Origin of the sequence: Paucibacter hankyongi (assembly GCF_037482915.1) — a bacterium.
Lineage (GTDB): Bacteria > Pseudomonadota > Gammaproteobacteria > Burkholderiales > Burkholderiaceae_C > Paucibacter_A > Paucibacter_A hankyongi.
Genome location: NZ_JBBHJX010000008.1, coordinates 118,830 through 144,017, shown reverse-complemented (window position 1 = coordinate 144,017; position 25,188 = coordinate 118,830). Strand labels below are relative to the sequence as shown.

General features: G+C 60.2%; 28 protein-coding genes, 1 tRNA gene and 1 pseudogene. 6 read left to right on the top strand and 24 right to left on the bottom strand.

All coding sequences use genetic code 11. The features are described 5' to 3' along the window. Positions 1-32: 32 nt before the first annotated feature. Positions 33-512, bottom strand: a complete 480-nt coding sequence (gene bfr / locus WG899_RS13680) for a bacterioferritin (protein WP_339596207.1) — start codon at positions 510-512, stop codon at positions 33-35. Positions 513-700: 188 nt separating this feature from the next. Between bfr and hemP the strand changes: the two genes are divergently transcribed. Together hemP and WG899_RS13670 are read left to right on the top strand one after the other, a co-directional pair. After that, on the top strand, positions 701-916 hold the full coding sequence (gene hemP, locus WG899_RS13675) for a hemin uptake protein HemP (protein ID WP_339596206.1): 216 nt from the start codon (positions 701-703) through the stop codon (positions 914-916). Positions 917-1,124: 208 nt separating this feature from the next. Next, the gene (locus WG899_RS13670; protein WP_339596205.1) at positions 1,125-2,216 is read left to right on the top strand and encodes a collagen-binding domain-containing protein; all 1,092 of its coding nucleotides are present in this window, start codon (positions 1,125-1,127) and stop codon (positions 2,214-2,216) included. A gap of 105 nt (positions 2,217-2,321) precedes the next feature. Here the strand turns inward: WG899_RS13670 and WG899_RS13665 are convergent. From WG899_RS13665 to secA, 4 genes and pseudogenes are all read right to left on the bottom strand, one after another. Continuing rightward, positions 2,322-2,854, bottom strand: a pseudogene (locus tag WG899_RS13665) (helix-turn-helix domain-containing protein); the annotation flags it as partial. A 136-nt stretch (positions 2,855-2,990) separates the two neighbouring features. Then, positions 2,991-3,692, bottom strand: coding sequence for a PEP-CTERM sorting domain-containing protein (locus WG899_RS13660; RefSeq protein ID WP_339596204.1), 702 nt, complete (start codon positions 3,690-3,692; stop codon positions 2,991-2,993). Positions 3,693-3,740: 48 nt separating this feature from the next. Beyond that, positions 3,741-4,283, bottom strand: coding sequence for an FxDxF family PEP-CTERM protein (locus tag WG899_RS13655; RefSeq protein ID WP_339596203.1), 543 nt, complete (start codon positions 4,281-4,283; stop codon positions 3,741-3,743). Positions 4,284-4,605: 322 nt separating this feature from the next. Next, positions 4,606-7,341, bottom strand: a complete 2,736-nt coding sequence (gene secA / locus WG899_RS13650) for a preprotein translocase subunit SecA (protein WP_339596202.1) — start codon at positions 7,339-7,341, stop codon at positions 4,606-4,608. A gap of 301 nt (positions 7,342-7,642) precedes the next feature. Here secA and WG899_RS13645 point away from each other — a divergent pair, with 301 nt between their 5' ends. Then, complete coding sequence (locus tag WG899_RS13645; RefSeq protein WP_339596201.1) at positions 7,643-7,984, top strand: hypothetical protein; 342 nt, start codon at positions 7,643-7,645, stop codon at positions 7,982-7,984. A 105-nt stretch (positions 7,985-8,089) separates the two neighbouring features. Here the strand turns inward: WG899_RS13645 and WG899_RS13640 are convergent. The 6 genes from WG899_RS13640 to petA all read right to left on the bottom strand — a co-directional run bounded on the left by WG899_RS13640 (position 8,090) and on the right by petA (position 12,475). Continuing rightward, a tRNA-Thr gene (locus tag WG899_RS13640) sits at positions 8,090-8,165 on the bottom strand. A 44-nt stretch (positions 8,166-8,209) separates the two neighbouring features. Continuing rightward, positions 8,210-8,827, bottom strand: a complete 618-nt coding sequence (locus WG899_RS13635; RefSeq protein WP_339596200.1) for a ClpXP protease specificity-enhancing factor — start codon at positions 8,825-8,827, stop codon at positions 8,210-8,212. 34 nt (positions 8,828-8,861) lie between these two features. Next, positions 8,862-9,479 carry a glutathione S-transferase N-terminal domain-containing protein gene (locus tag WG899_RS13630; protein ID WP_263537350.1) on the bottom strand — a complete coding sequence of 206 codons (618 nt, stop codon included), beginning with the start codon at positions 9,477-9,479 and terminating at the stop codon, positions 8,862-8,864. 142 nt (positions 9,480-9,621) lie between these two features. Beyond that, positions 9,622-10,404 (bottom strand): cytochrome c1, encoded by a 783-nt coding sequence (locus tag WG899_RS13625; protein WP_339596199.1) that lies wholly within the window; start codon positions 10,402-10,404, stop codon positions 9,622-9,624. 17 nt (positions 10,405-10,421) lie between these two features. After that, a complete protein-coding gene (locus WG899_RS13620; RefSeq protein WP_339596198.1) occupies positions 10,422-11,834 on the bottom strand; it encodes a cytochrome b in 1,413 nt (470 codons plus the stop codon). 44 nt (positions 11,835-11,878) lie between these two features. Then, the gene (petA, locus tag WG899_RS13615; RefSeq protein WP_339596197.1) at positions 11,879-12,475 is read right to left on the bottom strand and encodes a ubiquinol-cytochrome c reductase iron-sulfur subunit; all 597 of its coding nucleotides are present in this window, start codon (positions 12,473-12,475) and stop codon (positions 11,879-11,881) included. 213 nt (positions 12,476-12,688) lie between these two features. Here petA and mscL point away from each other — a divergent pair, with 213 nt between their 5' ends. Further along, positions 12,689-13,123 (top strand): large conductance mechanosensitive channel protein MscL, encoded by a 435-nt coding sequence (gene mscL, locus WG899_RS13610; protein WP_339596196.1) that lies wholly within the window; start codon positions 12,689-12,691, stop codon positions 13,121-13,123. A 203-nt stretch (positions 13,124-13,326) separates the two neighbouring features. Next, positions 13,327-15,855 carry a DUF1631 family protein gene (locus WG899_RS13605; protein ID WP_339596195.1) on the top strand — a complete coding sequence of 843 codons (2,529 nt, stop codon included), beginning with the start codon at positions 13,327-13,329 and terminating at the stop codon, positions 15,853-15,855. 11 nt (positions 15,856-15,866) lie between these two features. On the opposite strand, the gene pdxA is transcribed toward WG899_RS13605, so the two are convergent. Both pdxA and WG899_RS13595 read right to left on the bottom strand, forming a co-directional pair. Then, complete coding sequence (gene pdxA, locus WG899_RS13600; protein ID WP_339596194.1) at positions 15,867-16,898, bottom strand: 4-hydroxythreonine-4-phosphate dehydrogenase PdxA; 1,032 nt, start codon at positions 16,896-16,898, stop codon at positions 15,867-15,869. Then, positions 16,895-17,644 (bottom strand): Nif3-like dinuclear metal center hexameric protein, encoded by a 750-nt coding sequence (locus WG899_RS13595; protein ID WP_339596193.1) that lies wholly within the window; start codon positions 17,642-17,644, stop codon positions 16,895-16,897. The genes pdxA and WG899_RS13595 overlap by 4 nt, the downstream gene beginning before the upstream one ends. Before the next feature lie 28 nt (positions 17,645-17,672). On the opposite strand from WG899_RS13595, the gene WG899_RS13590 reads away from it, so the two are divergent. After that, positions 17,673-18,854, top strand: a complete 1,182-nt coding sequence (locus tag WG899_RS13590) for a trypsin-like peptidase domain-containing protein (protein WP_339596192.1) — start codon at positions 17,673-17,675, stop codon at positions 18,852-18,854. Positions 18,855-18,918: 64 nt separating this feature from the next. On the opposite strand, the gene tatC is transcribed toward WG899_RS13590, so the two are convergent. The 11 genes from tatC to WG899_RS13535 form a co-directional block, all read right to left on the bottom strand. Beyond that, a complete protein-coding gene (gene tatC / locus WG899_RS13585) occupies positions 18,919-19,704 on the bottom strand; it encodes a twin-arginine translocase subunit TatC (RefSeq protein ID WP_339596191.1) in 786 nt (261 codons plus the stop codon). Between the two features lie 3 nt (positions 19,705-19,707). Further along, positions 19,708-20,217: a Sec-independent protein translocase protein TatB gene (tatB, locus tag WG899_RS13580; RefSeq protein WP_339596190.1), complete on the bottom strand. Its 510-nt coding sequence runs from the start codon at positions 20,215-20,217 to the stop codon at positions 19,708-19,710. A gap of 22 nt (positions 20,218-20,239) precedes the next feature. Then, a complete protein-coding gene (gene tatA, locus WG899_RS13575; protein WP_339596189.1) occupies positions 20,240-20,467 on the bottom strand; it encodes a Sec-independent protein translocase subunit TatA in 228 nt (75 codons plus the stop codon). 77 nt (positions 20,468-20,544) lie between these two features. Beyond that, positions 20,545-20,892 carry a histidine triad nucleotide-binding protein gene (locus WG899_RS13570; RefSeq protein ID WP_339596188.1) on the bottom strand — a complete coding sequence of 116 codons (348 nt, stop codon included), beginning with the start codon at positions 20,890-20,892 and terminating at the stop codon, positions 20,545-20,547. A gap of 28 nt (positions 20,893-20,920) precedes the next feature. Continuing rightward, the gene (locus tag WG899_RS13565; RefSeq protein ID WP_339596187.1) at positions 20,921-21,325 is read right to left on the bottom strand and encodes a DUF4870 family protein; all 405 of its coding nucleotides are present in this window, start codon (positions 21,323-21,325) and stop codon (positions 20,921-20,923) included. Beyond that, positions 21,318-21,704, bottom strand: coding sequence for a phosphoribosyl-ATP diphosphatase (locus WG899_RS13560; protein ID WP_339596186.1), 387 nt, complete (start codon positions 21,702-21,704; stop codon positions 21,318-21,320). The genes WG899_RS13565 and WG899_RS13560 overlap by 8 nt, the downstream gene beginning before the upstream one ends. Further along, positions 21,701-22,090 (bottom strand): phosphoribosyl-AMP cyclohydrolase, encoded by a 390-nt coding sequence (hisI, locus tag WG899_RS13555; RefSeq protein ID WP_444718848.1) that lies wholly within the window; start codon positions 22,088-22,090, stop codon positions 21,701-21,703. Before hisI ends, WG899_RS13560 begins: the two co-directional genes overlap by 4 nt. A 19-nt stretch (positions 22,091-22,109) precedes the next feature. Next, positions 22,110-22,580: an NUDIX domain-containing protein gene (locus tag WG899_RS13550; protein ID WP_339596185.1), complete on the bottom strand. Its 471-nt coding sequence runs from the start codon at positions 22,578-22,580 to the stop codon at positions 22,110-22,112. Next, on the bottom strand, positions 22,573-23,499 hold the full coding sequence (locus WG899_RS13545; protein WP_339596184.1) for an ATP-binding protein: 927 nt from the start codon (positions 23,497-23,499) through the stop codon (positions 22,573-22,575). Before WG899_RS13545 ends, WG899_RS13550 begins: the two co-directional genes overlap by 8 nt. A 101-nt stretch (positions 23,500-23,600) precedes the next feature. Beyond that, positions 23,601-24,263, bottom strand: coding sequence for a nucleoid occlusion factor SlmA (gene slmA, locus WG899_RS13540; protein WP_339596183.1), 663 nt, complete (start codon positions 24,261-24,263; stop codon positions 23,601-23,603). A gap of 169 nt (positions 24,264-24,432) precedes the next feature. Beyond that, positions 24,433-25,143, bottom strand: a complete 711-nt coding sequence (locus WG899_RS13535) for a pyrimidine 5'-nucleotidase (RefSeq protein ID WP_339596182.1) — start codon at positions 25,141-25,143, stop codon at positions 24,433-24,435. Between the last annotated feature and the right edge of the window lie 45 nt (positions 25,144-25,188).

The window sequence follows — 25,188 nt, the reverse complement described above, 5'->3', positions numbered from 1 at the left end:
ATCTACAGCCCCGGAAAGCCTTCACCAAGCGATCAAGAAGCTGAATCGCCCATCTGCGATTGCAACCAGTTCTGCTCACCCACCTGGGTGACCAAGCCGATCTGCGTTTCCAAGTGGTCGATATGGTCTTCGGTGTCTTTCAAGATGCTGCCCAGCACATCGCGAGAGACATAGTCCCGCACGCTTTCGCAATAGGCGATGGCCTCCTTCAAACCCGGCTGGGAGCCCGCCTCGAGCTTCAGGTCGCAATGCAACACTTCCACTGCGGATTCGCCGATGTAGAGCTTACCCAAATCCTGCAGATTCGGCAGGCCCTCGAGCATCAGGATGCGATCCATCAGCTTGTCCGCATGCTTCATCTCTTCGATGGATTCATCATGCTCATGCTTGGCCAACTTCTCGAAGCCCCAGCTCTTCAGCATGCGGTAGTGCAGGAAGTACTGGTTGATGGCGGTCAGTTCAACCTTCAATTGGGCATTCAGGTACTCCAGAACCTTGGCGTCGCCTTGCATGGATATCTCCTTGTTGTCGTTCGAAGCCGATTGTGAATCGACACAGCCGCGACCGGAACAAATCCGCAAAATTTCAGACGATATGCGAAGCGTTCGCATGCTCAAACATGGTCTCTCACCCAAAAGGACGAGGCTCATCCACAGCAGCACCATTGCTATCGGGAATCATTCTCATTTAAGATGTGGGTATGCACAATTCCAACGAACTTTCGTCGAGCCCGCTCGCGGCCCAGCAGGCCACGGTCGGCGGCACGACACATACTGTGCCGCAGAGCCCCCTGACCCGGAAGCGGATCCCCAGTCAAACGCTGCTAGGGGATGCGCGCGAAATTGAGATCGATCATGCCGGCCAGGTCTATCGGCTCCGGGTGACAGCGCTCGGCAAGCTGATCCTGACCAAATAGCGCCAGACGCCTACGCAGCTCTGCCAACAGACTCTGAACCTGTCAACTGGGGCAAGAAAACCTGCAGAAGACTGGCCTCGCAAAAAAGAAGGCCCACCTTTCGACCGCTGATCCAGTTTCTGTAGCCTCGGTTTCCGTGTATTTCACACAAACCAAACAGATACCACTTTGATCGAGGTATTCCCTTGCGATCGCTATTCCCTAAGAATTGCTGCAGCGCGGAAGAACAAGCTTTCGCGGCCAAGCAGGATCAACAAACTTAGGGCAAAAAGGGATTCAAGTGAAGCACAAGATGATCAGCCGCAAGAATGGTATTAAATTGGTTTCATTGGTTGCAACCATGCTGGGAGCAAGCCTCGCCCAAGCGGTTCCCGTGCTCGACCTGGGAGCCGCCAGTGCCTATAGCGGCTTCTTTTTCGGCAATGTGACGCAGCATTCGGATATTGAAGGCCGTATGGCCGTCAAAGGCAACCTGACCATCGACAGCATTTCGGTCGGCTACCGCAACCCCTATGGCAGCACCGGCCCCTCGGTGGTGGTTGGCGGCAACGTGAACGTCAAGGACGGCGCCATTTACAACGGCCCCAAGGATTCGTCCATCAACACCAACCTGTCGATCGGCCCCGATTCAGCGCATTGGGTCGGGGCAGGCACCGTGACTGGCACCGGCATCTACGGCGGCAGCAATCTGGGAAACACGTCACTGGGATTCAGCAAAGGTGACACCGCGGCGATCAACAAGCTGTTTGCAGACAGCGCCAACTACTTCACCAGCTTCCAGCAAAGCCTTGCAAGTCAAGCCAGCACCGGCAAGATCAGCACCACCAACTGGGACATAACGCTGTCAGGTGCCACCAAGTCCACCACACCGCAGGTGCACTTCTTCAACATCAGCGACAACAACCTTAAGCAACTGACGCTGGACAAAAACAGCTTTGGCTCCAAGGATTGGATTGTTGTGAACTTGACAGCCAGCGGCACCATCAAGTTTGCAAGCGACTACGCGGGCAGCAATCTCGACTCGTTCAAAGACCGCCTGCTGTTCAACGTCGTCAATGCCCAAAGCATTGAATTGCAATACGGCCATGGCAGTCTGGTCGCCCCCAAGGCCGACATCCTGGCCGCCAGCAGCGGCCACTGGGAAGGCAATGTGGTCGCCAACAACAACTACTCGACGATCGAGATCGGCTACGAGCCCTTCGTGCCCACCTCGCCCGTCCCCGAGCCCGAGACCTACGCCATGCTATTGGCTGGCCTGGGCGCAATCAGTTTCGTCGCGCGTCGCCGCAAGGCAAGCTGATTCCTCGCCACACCAAGCAAACAAGCATTGGGCTCCTTCGGGGGCCCTTTTTCTTTGCTGTGACCCGTCCTGATCTGCGTTGACACATTGACCGTCAATAAAGGGCAGCCGCGGCTGACGAAGCCTCTGCTCGTTGACCAACTTCACCACCACCTCGGCGCGCTGGCCGCGCGCGGCATTTCGCTGCTGCCCCTGGTAGAACGCCTGGCGGCTCATGCCCATGTATTGACAAGCCCTGCTCACGCTCAACCCTTTGACGAGGTCTTGCGAGAGAACTTGCCCGCAGGCTTTTTTACGACACGCACGCCGTAATCCTTCTTCAGCACGTCCACAACGGCTTCGAAGAACTTGGCTCGTTCCTGCGCTTGCGCGAGTTCGACTTGCAGCGCCTTGATTTGCTGCTCCGGTGTCAGGGGTTTGGGGGTCTTGTTTATCGGCATCGCCGCCAATGATGCCGCACGACCCCAACCCTGGCGACCGTGTTTGCGCATCCACGTCAACACCGTCGTGCGGCCCTGGATGCCGTACTTCGCTTGCGCCTGTTTGTAGGTCAGCTCGCCCTTTTCGACCTGCTCGACGACCGACAGCTTAAAAGCCATCGTGTAGTCGCGCTGCGTTCGTTTAACGCCTGTATCCATCACACATGCCCTTTCTTGAAGGCAAATGTGTCAACGCAGATCAGGATGGGTCAAACCAAGAAAAAAGGGCACCCCTTGGGTGCCCCTTCTATGCAAGTACAGATTCAACAGCAAGCTGGATGAATCAACGCAAGCCTCACACCGATTGTTTCAGGCGACGACGTGCAATCAAACCAAATCCCAGCAAGCCAGCCGCCATCAGCGCGAAGCTACTGGGCTCAGGCACTGCGGTGACCGTCAGCAAGTCTTGGTAATCAGCATTGCTGAGCTTGGTAATGGTGTAGAGATCAGGGCCGGTATAGGCTGCCGCCGCTTCCAAATAGCCGTTGACGTTAGCGATAAAGGCGCTGTTGTCAGCAGCGCTGCTACCACCCAAACCCTTGACGAAAAAAGCCCCTTGGCCTGCCGACACACTGAGCGGGTTGCCTGAAGTTTCGTGCGTGATTTCCCACACCGCCGTTTGAAAGGCCGCTTGTTGGGCCGGATTCAAGGAGTTACTGAAACTCGTGGAGAAAAGTCCTTGCAGAAGCTTGTTCTCAGTCGCACCGAAGCTACCTTCCGTGTAAGTCTGGAAGTCACGCCGGCGGCTGGCATAGTCTTGCGCCAACTCCACGCAATAGGCGTAGAAGCTGGCACCTGCACGGTTCTCAAACTGCAATACGCCGGTGGAGTAGCCCACCGAGTCCAACTGTTGGCCTTGCGTGCTGCGGTATGAGGTATCTAGGGTCAGTTCGCCCCAGTTATTAACAAAAAGGAGATCAACCTGGGCGGCCGAAGAGGCCCCGGCGAGTAGCGTCAAAGAGGCAGCAGCGAGGGTCTTTTTGAAAAATTTCGACATAGCAAGGCTCCGATTCAAATGTTCAACGTCCGCGTGAGCCCAACGGGCTCAGGCCTTCTTTTGACGGCGGCTCAGGCCAGCCATCGCTGCCAGCGCGAGCAAGCTCAAAGCAAGACTCTCAGGCTCAGGCACGTTGTTGCTGGTCTTCAACTGGCCCGAGAACGAGGCGCCATGTTTGGCCCCTTCCACGTATCCATTGGCCTGCAAACCCCAAGTCCCCGCACTCAAAGTCTGAGGCTTAAAGCTCCACTGTTCGGCGCCGTTACCCGGTTTAGTCCAATCAAACCTGAGAGTCTCGACAAAGTTGAAGCGCGCGACCTCGTCCTTTTTAGGGTTGAGCTTGAAAAGGAAAACCTCGAGCACATCGACGGCCATGAGATCGGTAGTGAACAAACTGCCGCTAACGAGCGTAGGGCTATTGAGAATGAGCGTATTGAAGGTAGTCTTGAATTCCACGCCCCCCTTGCTGCTGACTTGCGTATTGGCAAATGCGCCGTCAGCCCCCAAGGTCAGTTGCTGAATCACTGGCATCGGCATCGGGCCCGCCTGGACTTGCGAAGCGAGACCCAACAAGGCCGAAGCCATGCTCATCGCAATGACTGCTCTTTTTGTGTTCATCTAACTCACCCTCCGGTTCGTAAACTTGAATTGACGGACCGGCTTACGCAGGCCATCAAAGACTGTTCAATCTAGGGATGCATGCTACGAAAGGCCAAGCTGGGTGTCGCCCCCCTGGGCAGGTGCCAAAGTCCGGCGCTCGTGTGAAAAGCACGGGAAAAGCAGGCTTTTAGTCCGCCAGCGCTAAACCTAGAGCGCTCGGCGAAGCGCATGCAAGGCTTGCAAGGCGTCAAACAAAAAAGGCCCCGAGAAATCTCTCGGGGCCTTTCCTTGGCCTTAGCGCTCTAGCGAGCGATCAACTCAGCTTACCGTGGCAAGCCTTGAACTTCTTCCCGCTGCCGCATGGGCAGGGATCATTGCGCCCCACATGGCCGTACTGAGTGGCGGGGTCGGTCTCTTGAGAAACAGAACCGTCTTCGTTCGGGTGCGTGTAGGTGACGTTGCTCACATGCTCGGCGCGCTCCTCGATGGCCTGGGCGGCACGGTCGGCCTCGTCTTGCGACTGGATACGCACATTCATCAAGGTGCGGGTGACTTCCATCTTCACCACGTCCAAGAGCTGCGAGAACAACTCAAAGGCTTCGCGCTTGTATTCCTGCTTGGGGTTCTTCTGCGCATAGCCGCGCAGATGGATGCCTTGGCGCAGATAGTCCAGCGAAGACAGGTGTTCGCGCCAGTGCTGGTCAATGCTTTGCAGCAAGACCATGCGCATGAAAGGCGTCAGCTGCTCAAGGCCAACCCGCTCGACCTTGTCATCAAATGCGGCATCCGCGGCCTTGACCACGGCTTCAAGAACTTCGTCATCGGTGATGGAGTCACTCTTCTCCACCAAGGCAGAGAGGGAAATCTCCAGCTGCCATTCGTCGCGCAACACGCGCTCCAAACCAGCCAGATCCCATTGCTCTTCGACGCTTTCGGCCGGCACAAAAGTGCGCACCACGTCAGCCATGGTGCTGGAGCGCAGATTGGCGATCTGAGCCACCAAGCTCTGCGCTTCAAGGATGTCGTTGCGCTGCTGATAGATGACCTTGCGCTGGTCATTGGACACATCGTCGTACTCGAGCAGTTGCTTACGCACATCGAAGTTGCGCGCCTCAACCTTGCGCTGCGCGCTCTCAATCGAGCGCGACACAATACCCGCCTCAATCGCCTCGCCTTCCGGCATCTTTAGGCGATCCATGATGGCGCGAACGCGGTCACCCGCAAAGATGCGCATCAACTGATCGTCCAGTGACAAGTAGAAGCGCGATGCGCCTGGGTCGCCCTGACGACCAGCGCGACCCCGCAACTGGTTGTCGATACGGCGACTCTCGTGACGCTCGGTGGCGATGATGCGCAATCCACCTGCGGCCTTGACGGCATCGTGCAGGCCTTGCCATTCATCCTTCAGCTTTTGAATCCGCACGGCGCGATCGGCTTCGGCGATGGACGCATCGGCCTCCAAGAGCTTGACCTGGTTCTCGACATTGCCGCCCAGCACTATGTCGGTACCGCGTCCGGCCATATTGGTGGCAATAGTGATCACACCCGGGCGGCCGGCCTGCGCCACGATCTCGGCTTCCTTGGCGTGCTGCTTGGCGTTCAGCACGGCGTGCGGCAGCTTCTCGGCCTCAAGCAGCTTGGAGATGTATTCGGAGTTTTCGATCGAGGTCGTACCTACCAGCACCGGCTGGCCACGCTCGTGGCATTCCTTGATGTCGGCCACCACGGCGAAGAACTTCTCGCGGGTCGTCTTGTAGACCAGATCCTGCTCATCCTTGCGCTGACGCTGACGGTTAGGCGGGATCACCACGGTCTCCAGACCGTAGATCTCCTGGAATTCGTAGGCTTCGGTATCGGCGGTACCGGTCATGCCGGCCAACTTGCCGTACATACGGAAGTAGTTCTGGAAAGTGATCGAAGCCAGAGTCTGGTTCTCGCTTTGCACCGCCACGCCTTCCTTGGCTTCGACCGCTTGGTGCAGGCCATCGCTCCAGCGCCGGCCAGTCATCAGGCGACCGGTGAACTCGTCAACGATGGTGACCTCGCCGTTTTGCACCACGTAATGCTGATCGCGGTGATACACATGGTGCGCGCGCAAAGCGGCATACAAATGGTGCATCAAGGTGATGTTGGCGGCATCGTAGAGGCTGGCGCCTTCCAGCAGCAAGCCCGCTTCGGCCAGCAGGCGCTCGGCGTTATCGTGGCCGTCTTCGGTCAAATAGATTTGATGCGACTTTTCATCGACGGTGAAGTCGCCCGGCTCGATCACGCCTTCACCGGTGCGGAGGTCCAACTCTCCGATTTGCTTCTTCAGCAGCGGTGCTACCTTGTTGATGGCCAGATAGACATCGGTTTGGTCATCGGCTTGGCCCGAGATGATCAGCGGTGTTCGTGCCTCGTCGATCAGGATCGAGTCCACCTCGTCGACGATGGCATAAGCCAGCGGACGTTGCACACGGTCCGCCACATCGTGAACCATATTGTCTCGAAGGTAGTCGAAGCCGTATTCGTTGTTGGTGCCATAGGTGACGTCTGCAGCATAGGCCGCTTGCTTTTGCTCGCGCGGCATCTGCGGCAGGTTCACGCCGACGCTCAGGCCGAGGAAGTTATAGAGCTGAGACATCCACTCGGCATCACGCTGCACCAGGTAGTCGTTGACGGTCACCAAATGCACGCCCTTGCCGGTCAGCGCATTCAGGTAGACAGGCAATGTAGCAGTCAGAGTCTTGCCCTCGCCGGTGCCCATTTCGGGGATCTTGCCGTCGTGCAAGACCATGCCACCAATCAGCTGCACATCAAAGTGGCGCATCTTGAAGACGCGCTTGCCAGCTTCGCGCACGACTGCAAAAGCCTCGGGCAGCAGCGCATCGAGCGATTCGCCTTTAGCGACGCGCGCCTTGAATTCGTCGGTCTTGGCCTTCAGCGCTGCGTCGTCGAGCTGCTCAAACTGAGGCTCCATCGCATTGATCTGTTGGACAACGCGACGATAGCCCTTAAGCAAGCGCTCATTACGGCTACCGAAAATCTGGGTGAGAAGCTTGGGCAACATGCAGCGTGATGGTTTTATCTTGGGATCAGGCGCCAACCCAGGTTGGCACCGTTGAATCGGCGGTCGCTGCCGGCAGATTGATTTGCCTGGAGCTTGGCCCTCGATGAATTTCTATTTACGAACGCTCGGTGCATGTGGGGCGGGCAAGGCCGGCTGCAAGAGCCCGACGCCTATATTTCTGCCATTGATACGCCCGAGCGCAAAACCTTGGCAGTTTAGCATCCGGTCGCTTCGGCGCCTCTTTCGTGCGGCCCTTCTTGGCCAGGGAAGCTGCTTGCAGCGGCCCACTACACTGCATCCCATGAACTCCGCGCCACGTTACAAACCCGCCCCCACCCCGAAGCGGCAAGTTCCGGATCCCTTGCCAATTGCTCAAGCTTTGCGCCAGCACGATGGGCTGGCACGGCTGGGTATGTTGCTGATGGAGTCGAATCGGCGCATGGATTTGATCAAGCCCTGTCTGCCGGGCGCTTTGGCGCGTTTTGTTCGCCCGGGCCCGGTCGACGAGGAAGGCTGGAGCTTGCTGGCCGACAACGCTGCGGTTGCGGCCAAACTACGGCAATTGCAACCCCGCCTAGAGGCCTCGCTAGAGGAGTCCGGCTTACAGCCCGCCAAGGTCCGAATCAAGGTGCAAACGAGGTAGTCGCTCCCGACCCCGCGCTTCTTCACGCCGCACAGGCCAATGCAAAAACAAGGCAGGAAAGAAACGGGCAAAAAAATACCGCCTGGAGGCGGTATTTTCAAACTTTGGTGCCGGCTATCGGATTCGAACTGATGACCTACCGCTTACAAGGCGGTTGCTCTACCAACTGAGCTAAGCCGGCGACACTAGTCCGCTAGTATAGCCTGAAATTTTCAACAATCCAGACTACTTGACCCGTTTTAATGTCGGGCGACCTGTTCCAGGCGCCGGACCTTCGGGTTCATCGTCCCCTGCTGGGGTGTTCGACTCGCCTGAAGCGCCGCTTGGCGACTGCGGCACAGCAGTTGGAGACGCGGTCTCACCCGCCTCAGATGCTGGCGCCAAACGAAGCGCCCGCAATGGATTGGCCCGCGCTTCAACCGCAGGGCTTGCACCCTCGATCGAAGCGGCCGCAGAGCCCGACGTGGCGGCCTCAGTTGCAGGCTTGTCACCCAACGTTTGAGCCTCAGGCGCAGGAAACGCCATGCCCTGGCCATTCTCGCGGGCATAGATCGCCACGACATGATCGACGGGCACGATGATTTCACGCGCCGTGCCGCCAAATCTAGCCTTGAACTGGATCAGTTCATTGCCAAGATCAAGGCTGCTGGTCGCGTCAAAGCCAACATTCAGAACGATTTCGTTATTGCTGACGTATTCCATCGGCACTTGAACGAAACGATCCACATGCACCGCGATATAGGGCGTGAAGCCATTGTCCGTGCACCAATCGTGCAAGGCGCGAATCAGATAAGGCCGGGTCGACGGGCTGCCTGCCCCGGTCTTGTCGCTGCTTTGTTCCATGCTGGAGCTTGCCTACTACTGCTATCGCGAACGCTTACTTGCGCATGACCTTTTCGGACGGCGTCAACGCTTCGATATAGGCCGGGCGCGAGAAGATGCGCTCAGCGTACTTCAGCAGCGGCAAGGCGTTCTTCGACATGTCAATGCCGTAGTAATCCAAACGCCACAGCAGCGGAGCAATCGCCACGTCCAGCATCGAGAAGTCGTCGCCGAGCATGTACTTGTTCTTCAAGAAGATCGGTGCCAATTGAGTCAGGCGGTCGCGAATTTGCGAGCGAGCCTTTTCCAATTGCTTGTCGGTCGCCTTGACGCTCTGGCTACGGCCTTCCAGCACGTTCACATGAGCGAACAATTCCTTCTCGAAATTGAGCAGGAACAGGCGCACGCGTGCACGCGCTACCGGGTCGCCGGGCATCAGTTGCGGGTGCGGGAAGCGCTCATCGATGTATTCGTTGATGATGTGCGACTCATACAGAATCAGGTCGCGTTCGACCAGAATCGGCACTTCGTTGTACGGGTTCATCAGGGCGATGTCTTCGGGCTTGGCGAACAAGTCCACATCGCGGATTTCAAAATCCATACCCTTTTCGAACAGCACGAAGCGGCAGCGATGCGAGTAAGGGCAGGTGGTTCCAGAATAAAGCACCATCATGGCGGCAGGCTCCCGAAGGGGTGAGAAAAAACGGCTGCGTCCCAAGCTCAGTGTCGGAACGCTCAAAACGCAAACGCAGCGGGAGGCTTTTCAAGCATCCCACTGCGTTCTGGGCCCGGCCGAAACCGGGTCTCCGAAGTGCTTACTTCACGTCTTTCCAATAAGACGCATTCAAGCGCCAAGCAAACACGGTGAACACGAGCAAGAACAGCAGAACCATCACGCCAAGGCGGAAGCGCTGCGCTTGGGCGGGCTCGCCCATCCACTGCAGGTAAGCCACCAAGTCGGCCACGGCGCTGTCATATTGGCGCGCATCCAGCGAGCCAGGGGTCAACTGCTCGTAACCCTTGAAGACATGGACCGTCTTGCTGTGGTCATGCGGGTCGGTTTCCTCAGCAAACTTGGCAGCGCGCTGACCTTGCAATTCCCACAGCACATGTGGCATGGCCACACTTGGGAAAGCCAGGTTGTTCCAGCCGGTCGCCTTGGTTTCGTCGCGGTAGTAGCTGCGCAGATAGGTGTACAGATAATCCGCACCCGAACCCTTGGAACCATCGGCACGCGAGCGTGCGATCACGGTCAGATCAGGCGGCGTTGCCCCAAACCAGTCCTTGGCCTGCTTAGGATCAAGCGACACCTTCATCGTGTCGCCAACCTTCTCGGCGGCAAACATCAGGTTGTTCTTGATCTGAATGTCGGTCAAGCCCAAGTCGCGCATGCGGTTGTAGCGCATGAAGGCGGCCGAGTGGCAGTTCAGGCAGTAATTGACGAACAGCTTGGCGCCATTCTGCAAGGCCGCCATGTCCTGCATCTTTTCCTTGGGGAACTTGTCCCACTCGATGCCACCTCCGGAAGCTTGCGCTCCGGAAGCCAGACTCAAGCCGATCAGCAAGCTGGCCAGCACCTTAGAGATCAGTTTTTTCATTCTGTTGACTCCCGGCTTCAGTGGGCGTGGAAGGTCACGCGGTCAGGCACGGCCTTGGGCGTACCCAGCTTGCTCCACCAAGGCATCAGGAGGAAGAAGCCGAAATAGAACAGGGTTCCAACCTGCGACACCAGGGTGCCAGCATCGGTCGGCGGCTGAATGCCCAGATAGCCCAGCACCAGGAAGAACACCACGAAGACGGTGTAGACATACTTGTGCCAGTCCGGGCGATAGCGGATCGACTTGACCGGGCTGTGATCCAGCCATGGCAAGAAGAACAGAATCACGACCGCACCACCCATCACCACCACGCCCCAGAACTTCGCGTCGAAGATCTTCAGCATGAAGCAAGCAGCAGCAGCAATCACCAGCACCGCCAACTTGGCCTTGCCGTTGAAGCTACCTTTCAGAGCCGTCAACACAGCACCCAGACCAACGATGACCACCAACACATTGACCATGGTGTCGGTCGTGGCGCGCAGCATCGAATAGAACGGCGTGAAGTACCAGACCGGCGCAATGTGCGCAGGCGTCTTCAGCGGGTCGGCCGGGATGAAGTTGTTGTACTCGAGGAAGTAACCACCCAACTCAGGTGCAAAGAAGATGATGGAGGTGAACACCATCAGGAACAGGCAGACACCATAGATGTCGTGCACCGTGTAGTAGGGGTGGAAAGGCACGCCGTCGAGCGGGTGGCCGGCAGCATCCTTGGGAGCCTTGGGGCCCTTGATTTCAACGCCATCGGGGTTGTTCGAACCCACTTCGTGCAAGGCGATGATGTGCGCAACGACCAGACCCAAAAGCACCAGCGGCACAGCGATCACGTGGAAGCTGAAGAAGCGATTCAGCGTGGCATCACCCACAACGAAGTCACCGCGGATCAGCAGAGCCAGGTCAGGACCGACGAAAGGCACGGCAGCAAACAGGTTCACGATCACCTGGGCGCCCCAGTAGGACATTTGGCCCCAAGGCAGCAGATAGCCCATGAAGGCTTCGGCCATCAGGCACAAGAAAATGCCGCAACCAAACACCCAAACCAGCTCACGCGGCTTGCGATAAGAACCGTAGAGCAGACCACGGAACATGTGCAGATACACCACCACGAAGAAGGCCGAAGCGCCCGTCGAGTGCATGTAGCGGATCAGCCAGCCCCAGGGCACATCACGCATGATGTACTCAACCGAAGCAAAAGCCAGCGCTGCGTCCGGCTTGTAGTGCATCACCAGGAAGATGCCGGTGACGATTTGGATCACCAGCACCAACAGCGCCAGCGAACCGAAGATGTACCACCAGTTGAAGTTCTTCGGAGCGTAGTACTCCGACAGATGTTCTTTGTAGAGCTTGCTCGCCGGGAAGCGGCTGTCCACCCAAGTCAGGAGCTTTTCGCCCAAGGGTGCGCCTGCGGGAGCTTCTTTGAATTCAGCAGCCATATTGACCTCTGTCCTTTAGCCTTGTTGGGTCTGATTGTTGAAAATCAGGCCTTCTTGTCTTCACCAATGATGAGCTTGGTGTCGGACAGATACATATGCGGAGGCACTTCCAGGTTATCGGGCGCCGGCTTGTTCTTGAACACGCGGCCCGCCAGGTCGAAGGTCGAACCATGGCAAGGGCACAGGAAGCCGCCATGCCAGTCGTCCGGCAGCGAAGGCTGCGGGCCGGCCTGGAATTTGTCGCTCGGCGAGCAACCCAGGTGCGAGCAGATGCCCACACCAACAAAATACTCGGGCTTGATCGAACGGTTTTCGTTCTTGGCGTATTCCGGTGTCGGATAAGCCTTGCGGTCGGACATCGGGTCGGCCAATTGGCCTTCCGTGCCCTTCATGGCTGCCAATTGCTCGGGCGTGCGACGCACGATCCAAACAGGCTTACCGCGCCATTCCACGGTCAATTTCTCGCCGGGCTTGATGGTACTGATATCGACTTCCACCGCGGCACCGGCGGCTTTAGCGCGTTCGGATGGCGAAAAAGTACTGACGAAAGGTACGGCGGTGGCAACGCCGCCAACGGCACCTGCGCATCCTGTGGCGATGAGCCAGGTACGCTTGCCGTGGTCCACTTGCTGGTCACTCATGAGCATCCTCAAACGAGACTTCTGATCGGGGGCAACCCGGGATTCTAACGGACGACACCGACTCTTCTGACCGGCTTCATCCTGCCGGCGCATTTTGACACCACAATATCGGCGTTTTACTCACCTTCTGGTGCCCGGCATCATTGAATGCATGCTTTTATCGGGTGACTTGAAAACAAACCACCGGCCACGAGCCAAAATTCGGAGCGATAAATGTCTGTTTTGTCAGAATTCAAGGAATTTGCCGTCAAAGGTAATGTGGTCGACTTGGCGGTCGGCGTCATCATTGGCGGCGCATTTGGCAAGATCGTTGACTCGGTTGTCAAAGACCTGATCATGCCCCTGGTTGGCAAGGTGGTGGGCGGCCTGGACTTTTCGAACTACTTCGTGCTGCTGTCCAACCCGCCGGCAGACTTCAAGGGCCCGATGACCTATGAAGCCCTGACCAAGGCCGGCGTGCCGCTGTTTGCCTATGGCAGCTTCCTCACCGTGCTGCTCAATTTCATCATTCTGGCCTTCATCATTTTCATGATGATCAAGCAGATCAACCGCCTCAAGCGCAGCGAACCGGCGCCGGTCGCTGAAGCGCCAGCCACGCCCGAAGACATCGTGCTGCTGCGTGAAATCCGCGATTCGCTGAAGCGCTAAACGAACCAGACCGACCCCGCCGAAGCCAGCAAGGGACTCACGGGGTCGGCTGTAAGCAAAAGTTACGCTTTGGCAAGTCGTTAGCTATTTGGCGGCCCTGAGGACTGGCCGCGGGTTTGCTCGCAAGCGGTCGGCCGCTTTGGCCTGATACTAGAGGCTGTATAGACTGTGGTAATCAAGCTACAGCGCTGTGTTTTGCGACCATGAATTCGCCCGATATCAAACTAAACCCTCACCTGGACGCCGCCGTCCAGCGCATTCGTACGGCAGCCGAACAGGCGGCCGAGCGCTGCGCCGAGGGTTTGGGCTTGTCGGCCTTGTCCGCCGGTCAAGCCAAGCGCAGAGACGCCTTGCTCGCCGCGCAGTTTTTGTTTCGCAAGCAACAGGCCTTGTTCGGCCAACAGTTTCACCAGCATCTGCGCAGCCATTTGCTGCAAGAACAAGCCGACAAGACGACTGAAACAGCCGGTGCCAAGAAAAAAGACTGGGGCGAGTTGTCGCTGATGGAAGACGACCAAGTCGATGCGCTGGTCGTGGCAGACCGGATCGGCTTGGCGATTGGCCACCAAAGCGAATGGGAATTGCGCGAGGTCGAGTCTTATATCTTTGGCCTCAGCAGCGGTGAGCGCAACCCGCTGCGACCCGAGTTGATCGGCCAAGCGCTGCTGGCCGCGGTGCACGCGGTCAGCGAAGACACCGAAACGCGACAAATCCTGATCGACGAGTTGACCCGCGCGCTCGCGCTGGAAATGCGCGCCTGTTACGCCGACATCGCCGAGCTCTTTCGCAACCGCGGCCTGCGCCCGCAAGACCTGCGTGTACGTGCGCACGACTCGGGCTCCGGCGCTCATGGCTACTCCACCCGCTCGCAAGCGCTATCCGGTCACAGCATGGCCGGAGAGTTGGCCGACCACGGCCCACGTAGCGCCGCCATGGGTGGGCGCTTTGCCGGCGGCTCCGCCGGCGCAAGTGGCGCATTCGGACACCCACCGGGTGGCCACGCATCTGGCTGGGGCTCACTACAAGGCCCTGAACAGGGCGGCCATGGAAGTCATGGCGGCTATGGTCAACAAGCAGCCGGCGGCATGGGCGCGGTCGATGCGCAACTGATGGACCTGCTGCGCCGCTTGGCCCATCAAGCACCCGGCCAGGGCTTCGCGCCGAATACCTCGCCCGAAGGCGGATTTGGGGCGGGCGCGCAGGCGCATGGCGACTTCGGCTATTCACAGCCCGGCGCTTTGTCTGGCGCTGCGACCGAGTGGGTCGAAGATTTCAGTGCACCGCACTGGCATGGCGTCGCCCCACCCAATCTGATTCACCAGCACCGTGATGAGTTGCGTCAGGCCGCCACCGGCCGGCTCGACCACATGGTGATCGACGTCGTCAGCAGCCTGTTTGATCAGGTCCTGTCCGACCCGAAGGTGCCCCCGCAAATGGCGCGCCTGCTGGCCCGCCTGCAGTTGCCGGTCTTGCGTGCGGCGCTGGGCGACCCGACCTTCTTCTCCTCGCGGCGCCACCCGGTGCGCAGCTTCATCAACCGCATGGCCTCGCTGGCCTGCGCCTTTGAGGATTTCAGCGAGGACCCCGGTCGCGCCTTCCTGGCCCATGTGCGCGATCTGGTGCAAGACGTGGCCAACGGCGACTTCGATCGCATGGATGTGTACGAGGGCAAGTTGGATGCCCTCGAGGCCTTCATCAACGAGCAGGTCGCCCGCACACTGAGCGCCAATGCCTTGGCCAACCAGGTCGACGCCGCCAGCCTCTTGGCCCGCAAGGAGGTCGACCTGCGCTTGCAGCAACGCTATGCGCAGCAAATGCAAGCGGCGCTGGCTCCGGTGCCAATGCCGGACTTCATTCGCGACTTCCTCGCCCAGGTCTGGAGCCAGGCCATCGTGCTGGTTACGCGCGACACCAGCGGCGCCGAGGAGCGTACCCAGCGCATCCGCGAGTTCGGCCGTGATCTGGTAATGAGCGTGCAACCGAAGGCCGGCAGCGCCCAAAGGCAAGCCTTTTTGGGCCAATTGCCGACGCTGATGCGCACTCTCAATGAAGGGCTGGACCTGATTGCCTGGCCCGAGCCGGCACGCAAGAAATTCTTTGCCCTGCTGTTGCCGGCGCACGCCGAATCACTGAAAGGCCAGGCCCTCAGCGCCTTGGAAACCAATCTGTTGATCAAGCAGTTGGAAGGTGTCTTTGGCTGCGCACCGCCTACCGAACAAGACCTGGGCAGCGAGGCCGCCACCAGCCTGCCGCCGGACCTCGACTTGGGCGAGCGCCTCTCGGCCGCCGAGGCCAAGAGCCTCGGGCTGATCAACGAATCGGGCGTGAACTGGAACGGCGAGATCGACATCGACCTGAGTGCCGAAGCACCGCTGCAAGCGGTGGACATCAGCATCGAAGGATTGCCCGCCGCGACCGAGGCCCCCGAGCCCAGTGAAGGCGAGTTGCTGATCGAGCACCTGCAACTCGGCTTCGCCTACCAGATGTACACCGGCAACAAGGGGGAAGAGGCTTGGCACAAGGTGCGTCTGGCCCATATCAGCGCCGGCCGCAGCTTCTTCATCTTCACCCAGGGCGCCAAGCATCAGGAAACCGTCACCATGACGGCGCGCATGCTCAAGCGTCTGTGTGAATCCAAGCGCATGCGCGCCTTTGAGAATGCCTACCTGATGGAGCGCGCCATTGCGCGCGCCCGCAAGCAGTTGGCGGCGCTGGGCAGCAAGGCCGGCTGACTCGGGCCGATTTAGCCCAATAAACGCCGCGCCATGCGAATGGCGGCGCGCAGGCTGGACGGATCGGCGCGGCCGCTGCCCGCCAGATCAAAGGCCGTGCCGTGGTCCGGGCTGGTGCGCACAAAAGGCAGGCCCAGCGTCACATTGACGCCCTGCTCAACGCCCAAATACTTGACCGGGATCAGCCCGTGATCATGGGTCATGGCCACCACCAGATCGAACTCGCCGGGGTGGCCCGGCGCGTGCCGCGCGCGCATGAACACCGTGTCCGGCGCGAACGGCCCGCGGACATCGATGCCCTCGGCGCGCGCCAGGGCGATGGCCGGCGCAATATGCAAGATCTCTTCATCGCCGAACAAGCCGCCCTCCCCCGCATGCGGGTTCAGCCCGGCCACCGCGATGCGCGGCTTGGCGATGCCGAAGCGCTGCAGCGCCGCCGCGGCGATGCGCAACGTCTCCAGCACATTGGCGCAACTGATTTGCTCGATGGCCTGTCGCAAGGAACAATGAATCGTCACCAACACCGTGCGCAACTCCTCGTTGGCCAGCATCATGCGCACCGGCAGCGGCTCTCCCTCGCCCGCCGCCAGCGCCTGCAGCATCTCGGTGTGGCCCGGGAAATCGACCCCGGCCGCATGCAGCGCCTCTTTGTGGATGGGCGCCGTCACCACGCCAGCCGCACCGCCGGTTTGAATCAAGCGTACCGCCGCGGCAATGCAATGGGCCGCAGCCGCACCGGCTCGAGCGTCGATCTGGCCGATCGGGCAATCCAACAAATCCGGCGCCAGGCCCTCGGGCTGCCAGACCGGCAGACAGCGCGGTGGCAAATTGTTCATAGCGTCCAAGTCGCTGGGCAAGTCCAAGCGCAGCACCGGCAGTTGTAAGCCCGCCAGACGAACGGCACGCCGCATCACCGCTACGTCTCCGACCACGCACAGCCGCCGGTCGCCCTCGACCGCCAAAGCTGCCGCCAGAATTTCGGGGCCGATGCCGCAGACATCGCCCATCGTCAACAACAGCAGACCCGGCTCGAGGTGACTCATGCGGGATTCTCGATTTCGATGAACTGCTGGCTGACGCCCAGATCGCGCGCCAAGGCCTGCGCCAAGGCCTGCACGCCATAGCGCTCGGTGGCATGGTGGCCGGCAGCAATGAAGGCGACGCCGGTCTCGGCTGCCAAATGAGCCTGCGGTTCAGACACCTCGCCGGTCACGAAGACATCGGCACCGGCCGCAATCGCAGCCTCGAAATAACCTTGCGCACCGCCGGTGCACCAGGCGACTCGCTTTAGTTCACGGCCATCACCGGGCAGCAAGACCGGGCTGCGCCCCAGCTGCGACTCGATATGCGCACCCAGCCCGGCCAGGCTCAGCGCCGCAGGCAAGTCCCCAATAAAGCCCAGCTCCTGCTCGCCGAAGCGTGCCTCGGCCCGCCAACCCAGCTTGCGCGCAAGTTGCGCGTTATTGCCCAACTCGGCATGCGCATCCAAAGGCAAGTGGTAGGCAAACAAATTCACGTCCGCCTGCAGCAGGCGCGCCAAGCGCTGCTTCATCCAACCGGTGACACGACCATCCTGACCACGCCAGAACAGGCCGTGGTGCACCAGAATGGCGTCGGCCCCGGCCTCAATGGCCGCCTCGATCAGGGCGAGGCTGGCCGTCACCCCACAAACGACATGTTTGATCTCGGCTCGACCCTCTACCTGCAAACCGTTCGGCCCATAATCCTTGAACCGATCCACCTCCAGCAATTGACTCAGGTGGCGTTGGATGTCTTGACGATGGGTCATGAGGCTCGGCTTAAAGAAGGAATAGGAAGTGCGCAGACTTTGGTTGATTTTCGCTCAGGCCACGACGGTCAGCTTGGCTGTGCTGTTTGTGATCAGCACCTTGAAACCGCATTGGCTGCAGCATTCTGACGCCCGGGTCGGCCTGGCCGCACCACTGCCCTTGCTGGCCCCGGCCGAGACGGTGCTTGCGGGCAACGGCAGTGCCGCCAGCTCGACACGCGTCGGCTACAGCCTGGCCGCCAAGCGCGCCACGCCCGCGGTGGTCAGCATCACCGCCAGCAAGGCGCCGGCACGCAATGCCGGCGGCAATGACCCCTGGTACAAATTTCACTTCGGCAAGCGCGGCCGCAGCGAAGACAGCAGCCCGCAAACCGGTCTGGGTTCGGGCGTGATCGTCTCCGCCGACGGCTACCTGCTGACCAACAACCACGTGATCGAAGGTGCGTCGGACATCGAGGTCATGCTCAGTGATGGCCGCCAGGCCCGGGCTGCCGTCGTCGGCACCGACCCCGAAAGCGATGTGGCCGTCCTCAAGATTGATCTCGACCGCCTGCCGGTCATACGTCTGGGCAACGTCGATAACCTGGCCGTTGGTGATGTGGTGCTGGCGATAGGCAACCCCTTCAATGTCGGCCAAACCGTCACCTCCGGCATTGTCAGCGCCCTGGGGCGCAGCCAATTGGGCATCAACACCTTTGAGAATTTCATCCAGACCGATGCGGCCATCAACCCCGGCAACTCGGGCGGCGCGCTGGTCGATGCCGACGGCAATCTGGTCGGCATCAACACCGCCATCTACTCACGCAGCGGCGGCAGCCTGGGCATTGGATTTGCGATTCCGATCAGCTCGGCCCGCCAGGTGATGGAAGCGCTGGTGCAGAACGGCCAGGTCGCACGCGGCTGGATCGGGGTGCAAACCCGCGAGCTGACGCCCGAGTTCGCCGAGGCCTTCAAGCTGCCGGTCAGCGAAGGCGTGCTGATCAGCGGCGTCTTGGCCAATGCGCCGGCCGCCAAGGCCGGCGTCAAACCAGGCGATGTGCTGACCCAGGTGGGCACTCAGACGATTCAATCACCGGCGCAATTGCTCAGCGCGGTCGCTGCGCTGAAGCCGGACACGGCAACCACCGTGGCGGTCTTGCGGGGTGCGCAAAAGATGGAGTTGGCCATCACCGTGGCACAGCGCCCCAAGCCGCAAGCGGAGCGCAACTAAGGCGCCGCGGCACCAGTGGCGGACAAACAAACGGCGCCTCGGGGCGCCGTTTGTTTTGTCTGACTCAGGTCGATTCGGCGCCCTCGTCCGGCGCCTTGGAGTAGCGGATGAAGTAGCCCGCGGCGAACACTCCGAGCTCGTACAAGATGCACATCGGAATCGCCAGCGCCAGCTGCGACACCACATCCGGGGGTGTGATCACCGCGGCGATGATGAAGGCCACAACGATGAAGTAACCGCGGAAATCGCGCAGCTTCTCGACCGTCACCAAGCCCATGCGCGCCAGCACCACCACCACCACCGGCACTTCAAAGGCAGCACCGAAAGCAATGAACATCGACATCACAAAGCTCAGATAGGCCTCAATATCGGGCGCCGCGGTGATGCTCTTGGGCGCAAAACTCTGGATGAACTTGAAGACCTGGCCGAACACAAAGAAGTAGCAAAAAGCCACACCGACGAAAAACAGCAAGGTGCTGGACACCACCAGGGGCAAGATCAGGCGCTTTTCGTGCGAGTACAGGCCCGGCGCCACAAAGGCCCAGACCTGATACAGCACCACCGGCAAGGCGATCAAAAAAGCCGCCAACAAAGTGATCTTCAGCGGCACCATAAAGGGCGAGATCACGTTGGTGGCGATCAGCGTCGAGCCCTGTGGCAGCTGCGCCACCAGCGGCGCGGCCAACAGGTCATAGAGCGCCGATGGCCCCGGATAAATGGCTAGCACACCGAAGCAGATGCCAATGGCGATGGCGGCGCGCACCAAGCGGTCGCGCAACTCGATCAGATGAGAGACAAAAGGCTGTTCGGTACCGGCGAGTTCATCGTCGGGCTTGGGGGTTTGACTCATGACTCAGAGCGTTCGGCCGGGCCGAAGTGATGGAGGGCGAAAACGCGCCACACGGGCCGCACCGGACTGAGCATGACGGCGCACACCCTCGCGTTGCTTGTACCAACGCGGCGTTGCCCCCCGTTTCAAGCGCCAGTTTTTCTTGGGCGGCTTGTAGACCGGCGGATGCAACGCACTGCTGTCATAGCTGTAGCCACTCAAACTGGTTTCGCTGCTGGCAGCATTGCTGACATCGGCCCAGGTTTGATCAAAGGCCTTGCTTGCAGTGTCGACCTCTTGCTGAACCGTCGACGCCATGTTCTGCGCCGCCGACTCCATCTCGGTCTTCATCTTCTGCAACTCTTCCAGCTCGATCGAGCGGCTGACCTCGGCCTTCACATCCGACACATAGCGCTGCGCCTTGCCGAGCAAATGCCCGACCGTGCGCGCCACGCGCGGCAGACGCTCAGGCCCGATGACGACCAGCGCCACCGCGCCGATCAGCGCGAGTTTGTCAAAACCAAAATCAATCATGCAGCGTCAGACTGGCAATCCATCAGGACTTGGTCTTGGCCTCAACGTCAACCGTGTTGGCGTCACTCGCCTTGTTGCTGACCTGCTGAGTCGGTGCAGCCGCATCGGCGCTGCCGTCCTTCATGCCGTCCTTGAAACCCTTGACGGCACCACCCAGGTCACTGCCGATGTTCTTGAGCTTCTTCGTGCCAAAGACCAGCACCACAATCACCAGCACGATCAGCCAGTGCCAAATGCTCAACGAACCCATGTTTTCTCTCCTGCAATCGAAGCGTTCATTCTAGTGCTGCCACATGACAATTGCCGGCCCCGGCATCTTGTCGCAGATCAACCCTTCAGCCAGGGGCGCGGCCCGCCCATCACGTGCATATGCAGGTGATAGACCTCTTGGCCTCCGTCCGGCCCGGTATTGATGACGGTGCGAAAGCCATTCGTCACGCCCAACTCACGCATCAAGCGCGGCGCCAGCACGGCCATTTGCCCCAAGATGGGGGCGTGCGCTTCGGTCAGGTCAACCATGCTGGCGATGTGCAGCTTGGGGATGATCAAGACATGCACCGGCGCCCAAGGGTGGATATCGTGGAAGGCCAGCAGATGCTCATCCTCATAGACCTTGCGGCTGGGAATCTGGCCGGCAACGATTTTGCAAAACAGGCAATTGGGATCGTGTGACATGTCCGCACTCAAAACAAGAATAAGCCCATCAAACCGGCATCGCGCGGCCGGCGTTCATGGCGCTCCAGCCGCGCAGCACGCGGTAGAGGAACCAGATTGAAATCAAGCCCCAGGCGATCCAGCCCGGCACCAAAAACAGCAGCCACAGTGGTGCAGTCAGCAAATACAAGACTCCGGCCCAGCCCACCGACCTGAGGCGCCAACTGAAATGCGTGGCCTGCCAGCTGCCATCGGCCTCGCTGCGCTTGACCAAGTCGATCAACACCGCCACCAACAACAGCAAGACGCTGGCCTGCACGCCCGGCAGCACCGCACCGATGGCCACCACCGCATGCAAGATGTAGCTGAGCATGCCGACCGAGCGCAAGTGTTGCTGGCGCTGCGGATCGGCCAACTCAGCGGCCTCGATCACCTCACCGCGTGGATCAGTCATTCGGCTCTTCCTGCGCGGTTTTGTCTTTGCCCTGCGCGCGCTGCGCGAACTCTTGCAAGCCCGACAAGCCCTCGCGCCGGGCCAACTCGGCCAACACTTGCTCGGGCTTGAGGCCGAAATGGCTCAGGGCAATCAGGCTGTGAAACCACAGATCCGCCACTTCGTAGAGCACTTTTTGAGGCTCACCGTCCTTGGCGGCCATCACCGTTTCGGTGGCTTCTTCGCCCACCTTCTTCAAGATCGCATCGAGCCCCTTGTCAAACAATTTGGCCACATAGCTGGTGGCAGGGTCGCCGCCATTGGCGGGCTTGCGCGATTCGATCACGGCGGCCACACGGGCCAGGATGTCATTGCTGGGCATGGTCTGAATGCTGCTCATTTGTAGATCTGGTCGGGGTCTTTCAAGACCGCATCGACGGCCACCCAGGCGCCATTTTCAAGGCCCTGATAGAAACAGGAATGCCGCCCGGTGTGGCAGGCAATGCCCGGTGAATGGCCGTTCTGAGTGATCTTCAGCAGCAAGACATCGTTGTCACAGTCGAGCCGCATTTCATGCACCGTCTGCGTGTGGCCCGACTCCTCGCCCTTGTGCCAGAGCTTGGCACGCGAGCGGCTCCAGTACACGGCTTCGCCCAGTGCCATGGTGCGCGCCAATGCGTCCCGGTTCATCCAGGCGAACATGACCACATCGCCGCTGTCGCGCTCCTGCGCAATCACCGGCAGCAGGCCATCGGCGTCCCATTTGATTTGATCCAAGCAGTCCATGGCCGTCAGTGTAGTGGCCTCAGCCACAGTGGGTGGCGCCAACAAAGCCACGTTCGGCGGCAAACCAATCCAGCACCGGGATCGTCCCCGGCAACACCGGCTGCACCTGGACCGGCAAGCTCTGCCAAGCCATGGCCTGCTGCTCGCGCATCTCGAATTCGCCGGTCCACTCAAAGACCTTGCAGAAGTGCAGACGCACGCGGGCATGGGGATAGTCCATCACCAGTTGCTGCCAAGGGTGCGCCGCGCCAATCGTGATGCCCAACTCCTCATGCAACTCGCGGCGCAGCGCCTGCTCGACCGTTTCACCGGCCTCCAATTTGCCACCGGGGTATTCCCAATAACCGGCGTAGACCTTGCCCACGGGACGCGAGGTCAGCAGGAAACGCCCCTCTTGGCCCTGCGCATCGCGCTCCACCAAGACACCCACGGCCACATCGACCGGCACGCGCTCATCGCCAGGGCTGGCGGCAGCATGAGCCTCAGACATGATCCAAGCCCTCCGGCGGCAGGCTGTCCGGCACAGCCACAGGCAAGGCTTCCAGCGCACCGCGGCCGGCCAGATCGCGAGCAAACTGATAGGCGACGCGACCTGAGCGCGAGCCGCGCTCCAAGGCCCAGACCAGGGCGGGCTGCCGCGCCGCGACGATCAGTTCCTCGGCCAGGCCGAAGTAACGCAACCACTGAGCGGCAATGGCCAGGTATTCGTCCTGACTGAAGGGGTAAAAACTCAGCCACAGACCAAAGCGTTCGGACAGGGAGATCTTCTCCTCCACCGCCTCGCCCGGATGGACCTCGCCATCGGGCTGGTGCTTATAGCCCAGGTTGTCCTTCATCTGTTCAGGCAGCAAGTGACGACGGTTGCTGGTGGCATAGACCAAGACGTTGTCACTGGCGGCCGCAATCGAACCATCCAGCATCGACTTCAGCGCCTTGTAGCCCAACTCCCCCTCATCAAAGCTGAGGTCATCACAGAAAATCACAAAGCGTTCGGGCCGCTCAGCCACCAGGTCAACCAGATCGGGTAAGTCGACCAAATCGGTCTTATCAACTTCGATCAGGCGCAGGCCGCGCGCAGCGAACTCGTTCAGACAGGCCTTGATCAGCGAGCTCTTGCCGGTACCGCGGGCGCCGGTCAGCAGCACATTGTTGGCCGGCCGGCCACTGACAAATTGCTCGGTGTTTTGCAAGAGCCGCTGCTTTTGCGCCTCGACCTCGAGCAACTCGTTCAAGCGAATCGCGGCCGCATGCCGCACCGGTTCCAGCACCGGCACGCCGCGGCGGCGGCGATAGCGAAAGGCCACACTGGCCTGCCAATCGGGCGCGCTCAATTGCGGCGGCAACAAGGCCTCCACCCGGGCCAGCAGGCCCTCGGCCCGCTGAAGAAATGCATGCAAGGAATCACTCATGGTCGCGCTGCCAAACAGGGTCGGCCAGTGTAGCGGCCGAGGCAAAGACCCGCGCGGCACCGTCACTCCGCACAACTGCGGAGCATCCGCGATTCAAGGATTCAGGGATTCAGCAGCATGCGCAGCGCGGCTTCCATCTGCTCGATCGGGCTGCGCTTGAAGCCCGAGCGCGCATAGCGCTGCAAGCGGCCGATGATGAAACTGACCAGCACCGAAGCCTGCGCATTGGCATCCACCGTTGGCGTCGTGGAGCCATTGTCTTCGGCCGCCTTGCGCAAAACCTGGCGCAAAGCCGCCTCGACGCGGTCAAAAAATTGATTCATACGCGCCACCAGGCGCTCGTTCTCGTAGACCAGCGCATCGCCGACCATGACCCGTGTCATGCCGGGGTTGCGCTCGCCAAACTGCAAGAGCACCGAGACGATTTTTTGCGCCTGCACCGCACCGGACACGCCTTCGCGCTCAATGATCTGATTCAAGAGCGTGAAGACACTGCCCTCGATGAATTCAATCAAGCCCTCAAACATCTGCGCCTTGCTGGCGAAATGCCGGTACAGAGCGGCCTCACTAACCTCCAGCTTGGCCGCCAACGCGGCCGTGGTGACCCGATCAGCGCCGGGCTGCTCCAACATGCTGGCCAGAGTTTGCAGGATTTGGACCCGACGCTCCCCGGGCCGAGGTCGCTTGCGGGTGCTGACCGCCGCTTCTGGTGCGCTGACCACGGCTGCTGCTTCAAGGTTCAGTTCGGACTCTGGGGCTGGCATTGGGCTTGCGGCTTGGAGGGTTGAGGCGGGGCTGCGCCGGTTTACTGCCACAGCACTTTTGCCGATCCGGCCGCAGATTCTGGCACAGCCGCGCGGGGTCTTTGTCGCCGCGTCGGATCAAGCTATCGCGGCAGGAGAACCGCAGGCCTGAACGGGCCGGCACTCCCCATCAGAAGCGCAGCTGCGTCAAGGCTCTGATGCGCTGATCCACATAAACAGGGCGCCGCCGCAGGCCAATGCCAGCCTCGGGGCCATGCTTGGCGGCAGCCTTGTGGACCCAACGCTGCATCCAGACGGTCTGCATGCCGACACGGCGCGCAGACTTTTGATGCACCAAGGTGTCCTCCACCAAGACGCATTTGCTTGCTCGCAAGCGCAGGCGAGCCAACATGGCCCTGAACATGCGCGCATCCGGCTTGGGCCGTAACTGCCCAAACATGCGCATCTGCTCGCAAGGGATGATGGCTTCGAAACAATGCTGCATGCCCAGCGTGAGCACCACCCGCTGGGCATAGGCCAGCGGCGCGTTGGTCAACAAGAACTTGCGGCCGCTCAAACGCTTCAGCGCCGCCAGGTCGTGCGCATGGGTGTGCAGCAAGGGCTCGATACCGTCGAGCCGGTGGGTTTGGTGCAAGAAGTGCTCGGCGCGTACGCCGTGGTGCCGCACCAGGCCCAGCAAGGTGGCGCCGTAGCGCTGCCAGTACAAGGCCCGCAAGCGGCTGGCCTCTTCTGCGGACACGCCCAGATGCTCCTCGATGTAGTCGCCCATCGATTGATGCAGGGCGCCAAACACATGGGCCGAGGCGTTATGCAAGGTGTTGTCGAGGTCGAAGAACCAGACCCGGTCCTTCGCCCCCTCGCGCGCCAGCCCCTTAGCCATAGGGCCGGTTCAGTGAGACCGAATCATTGCAAGTCATCACTGCGT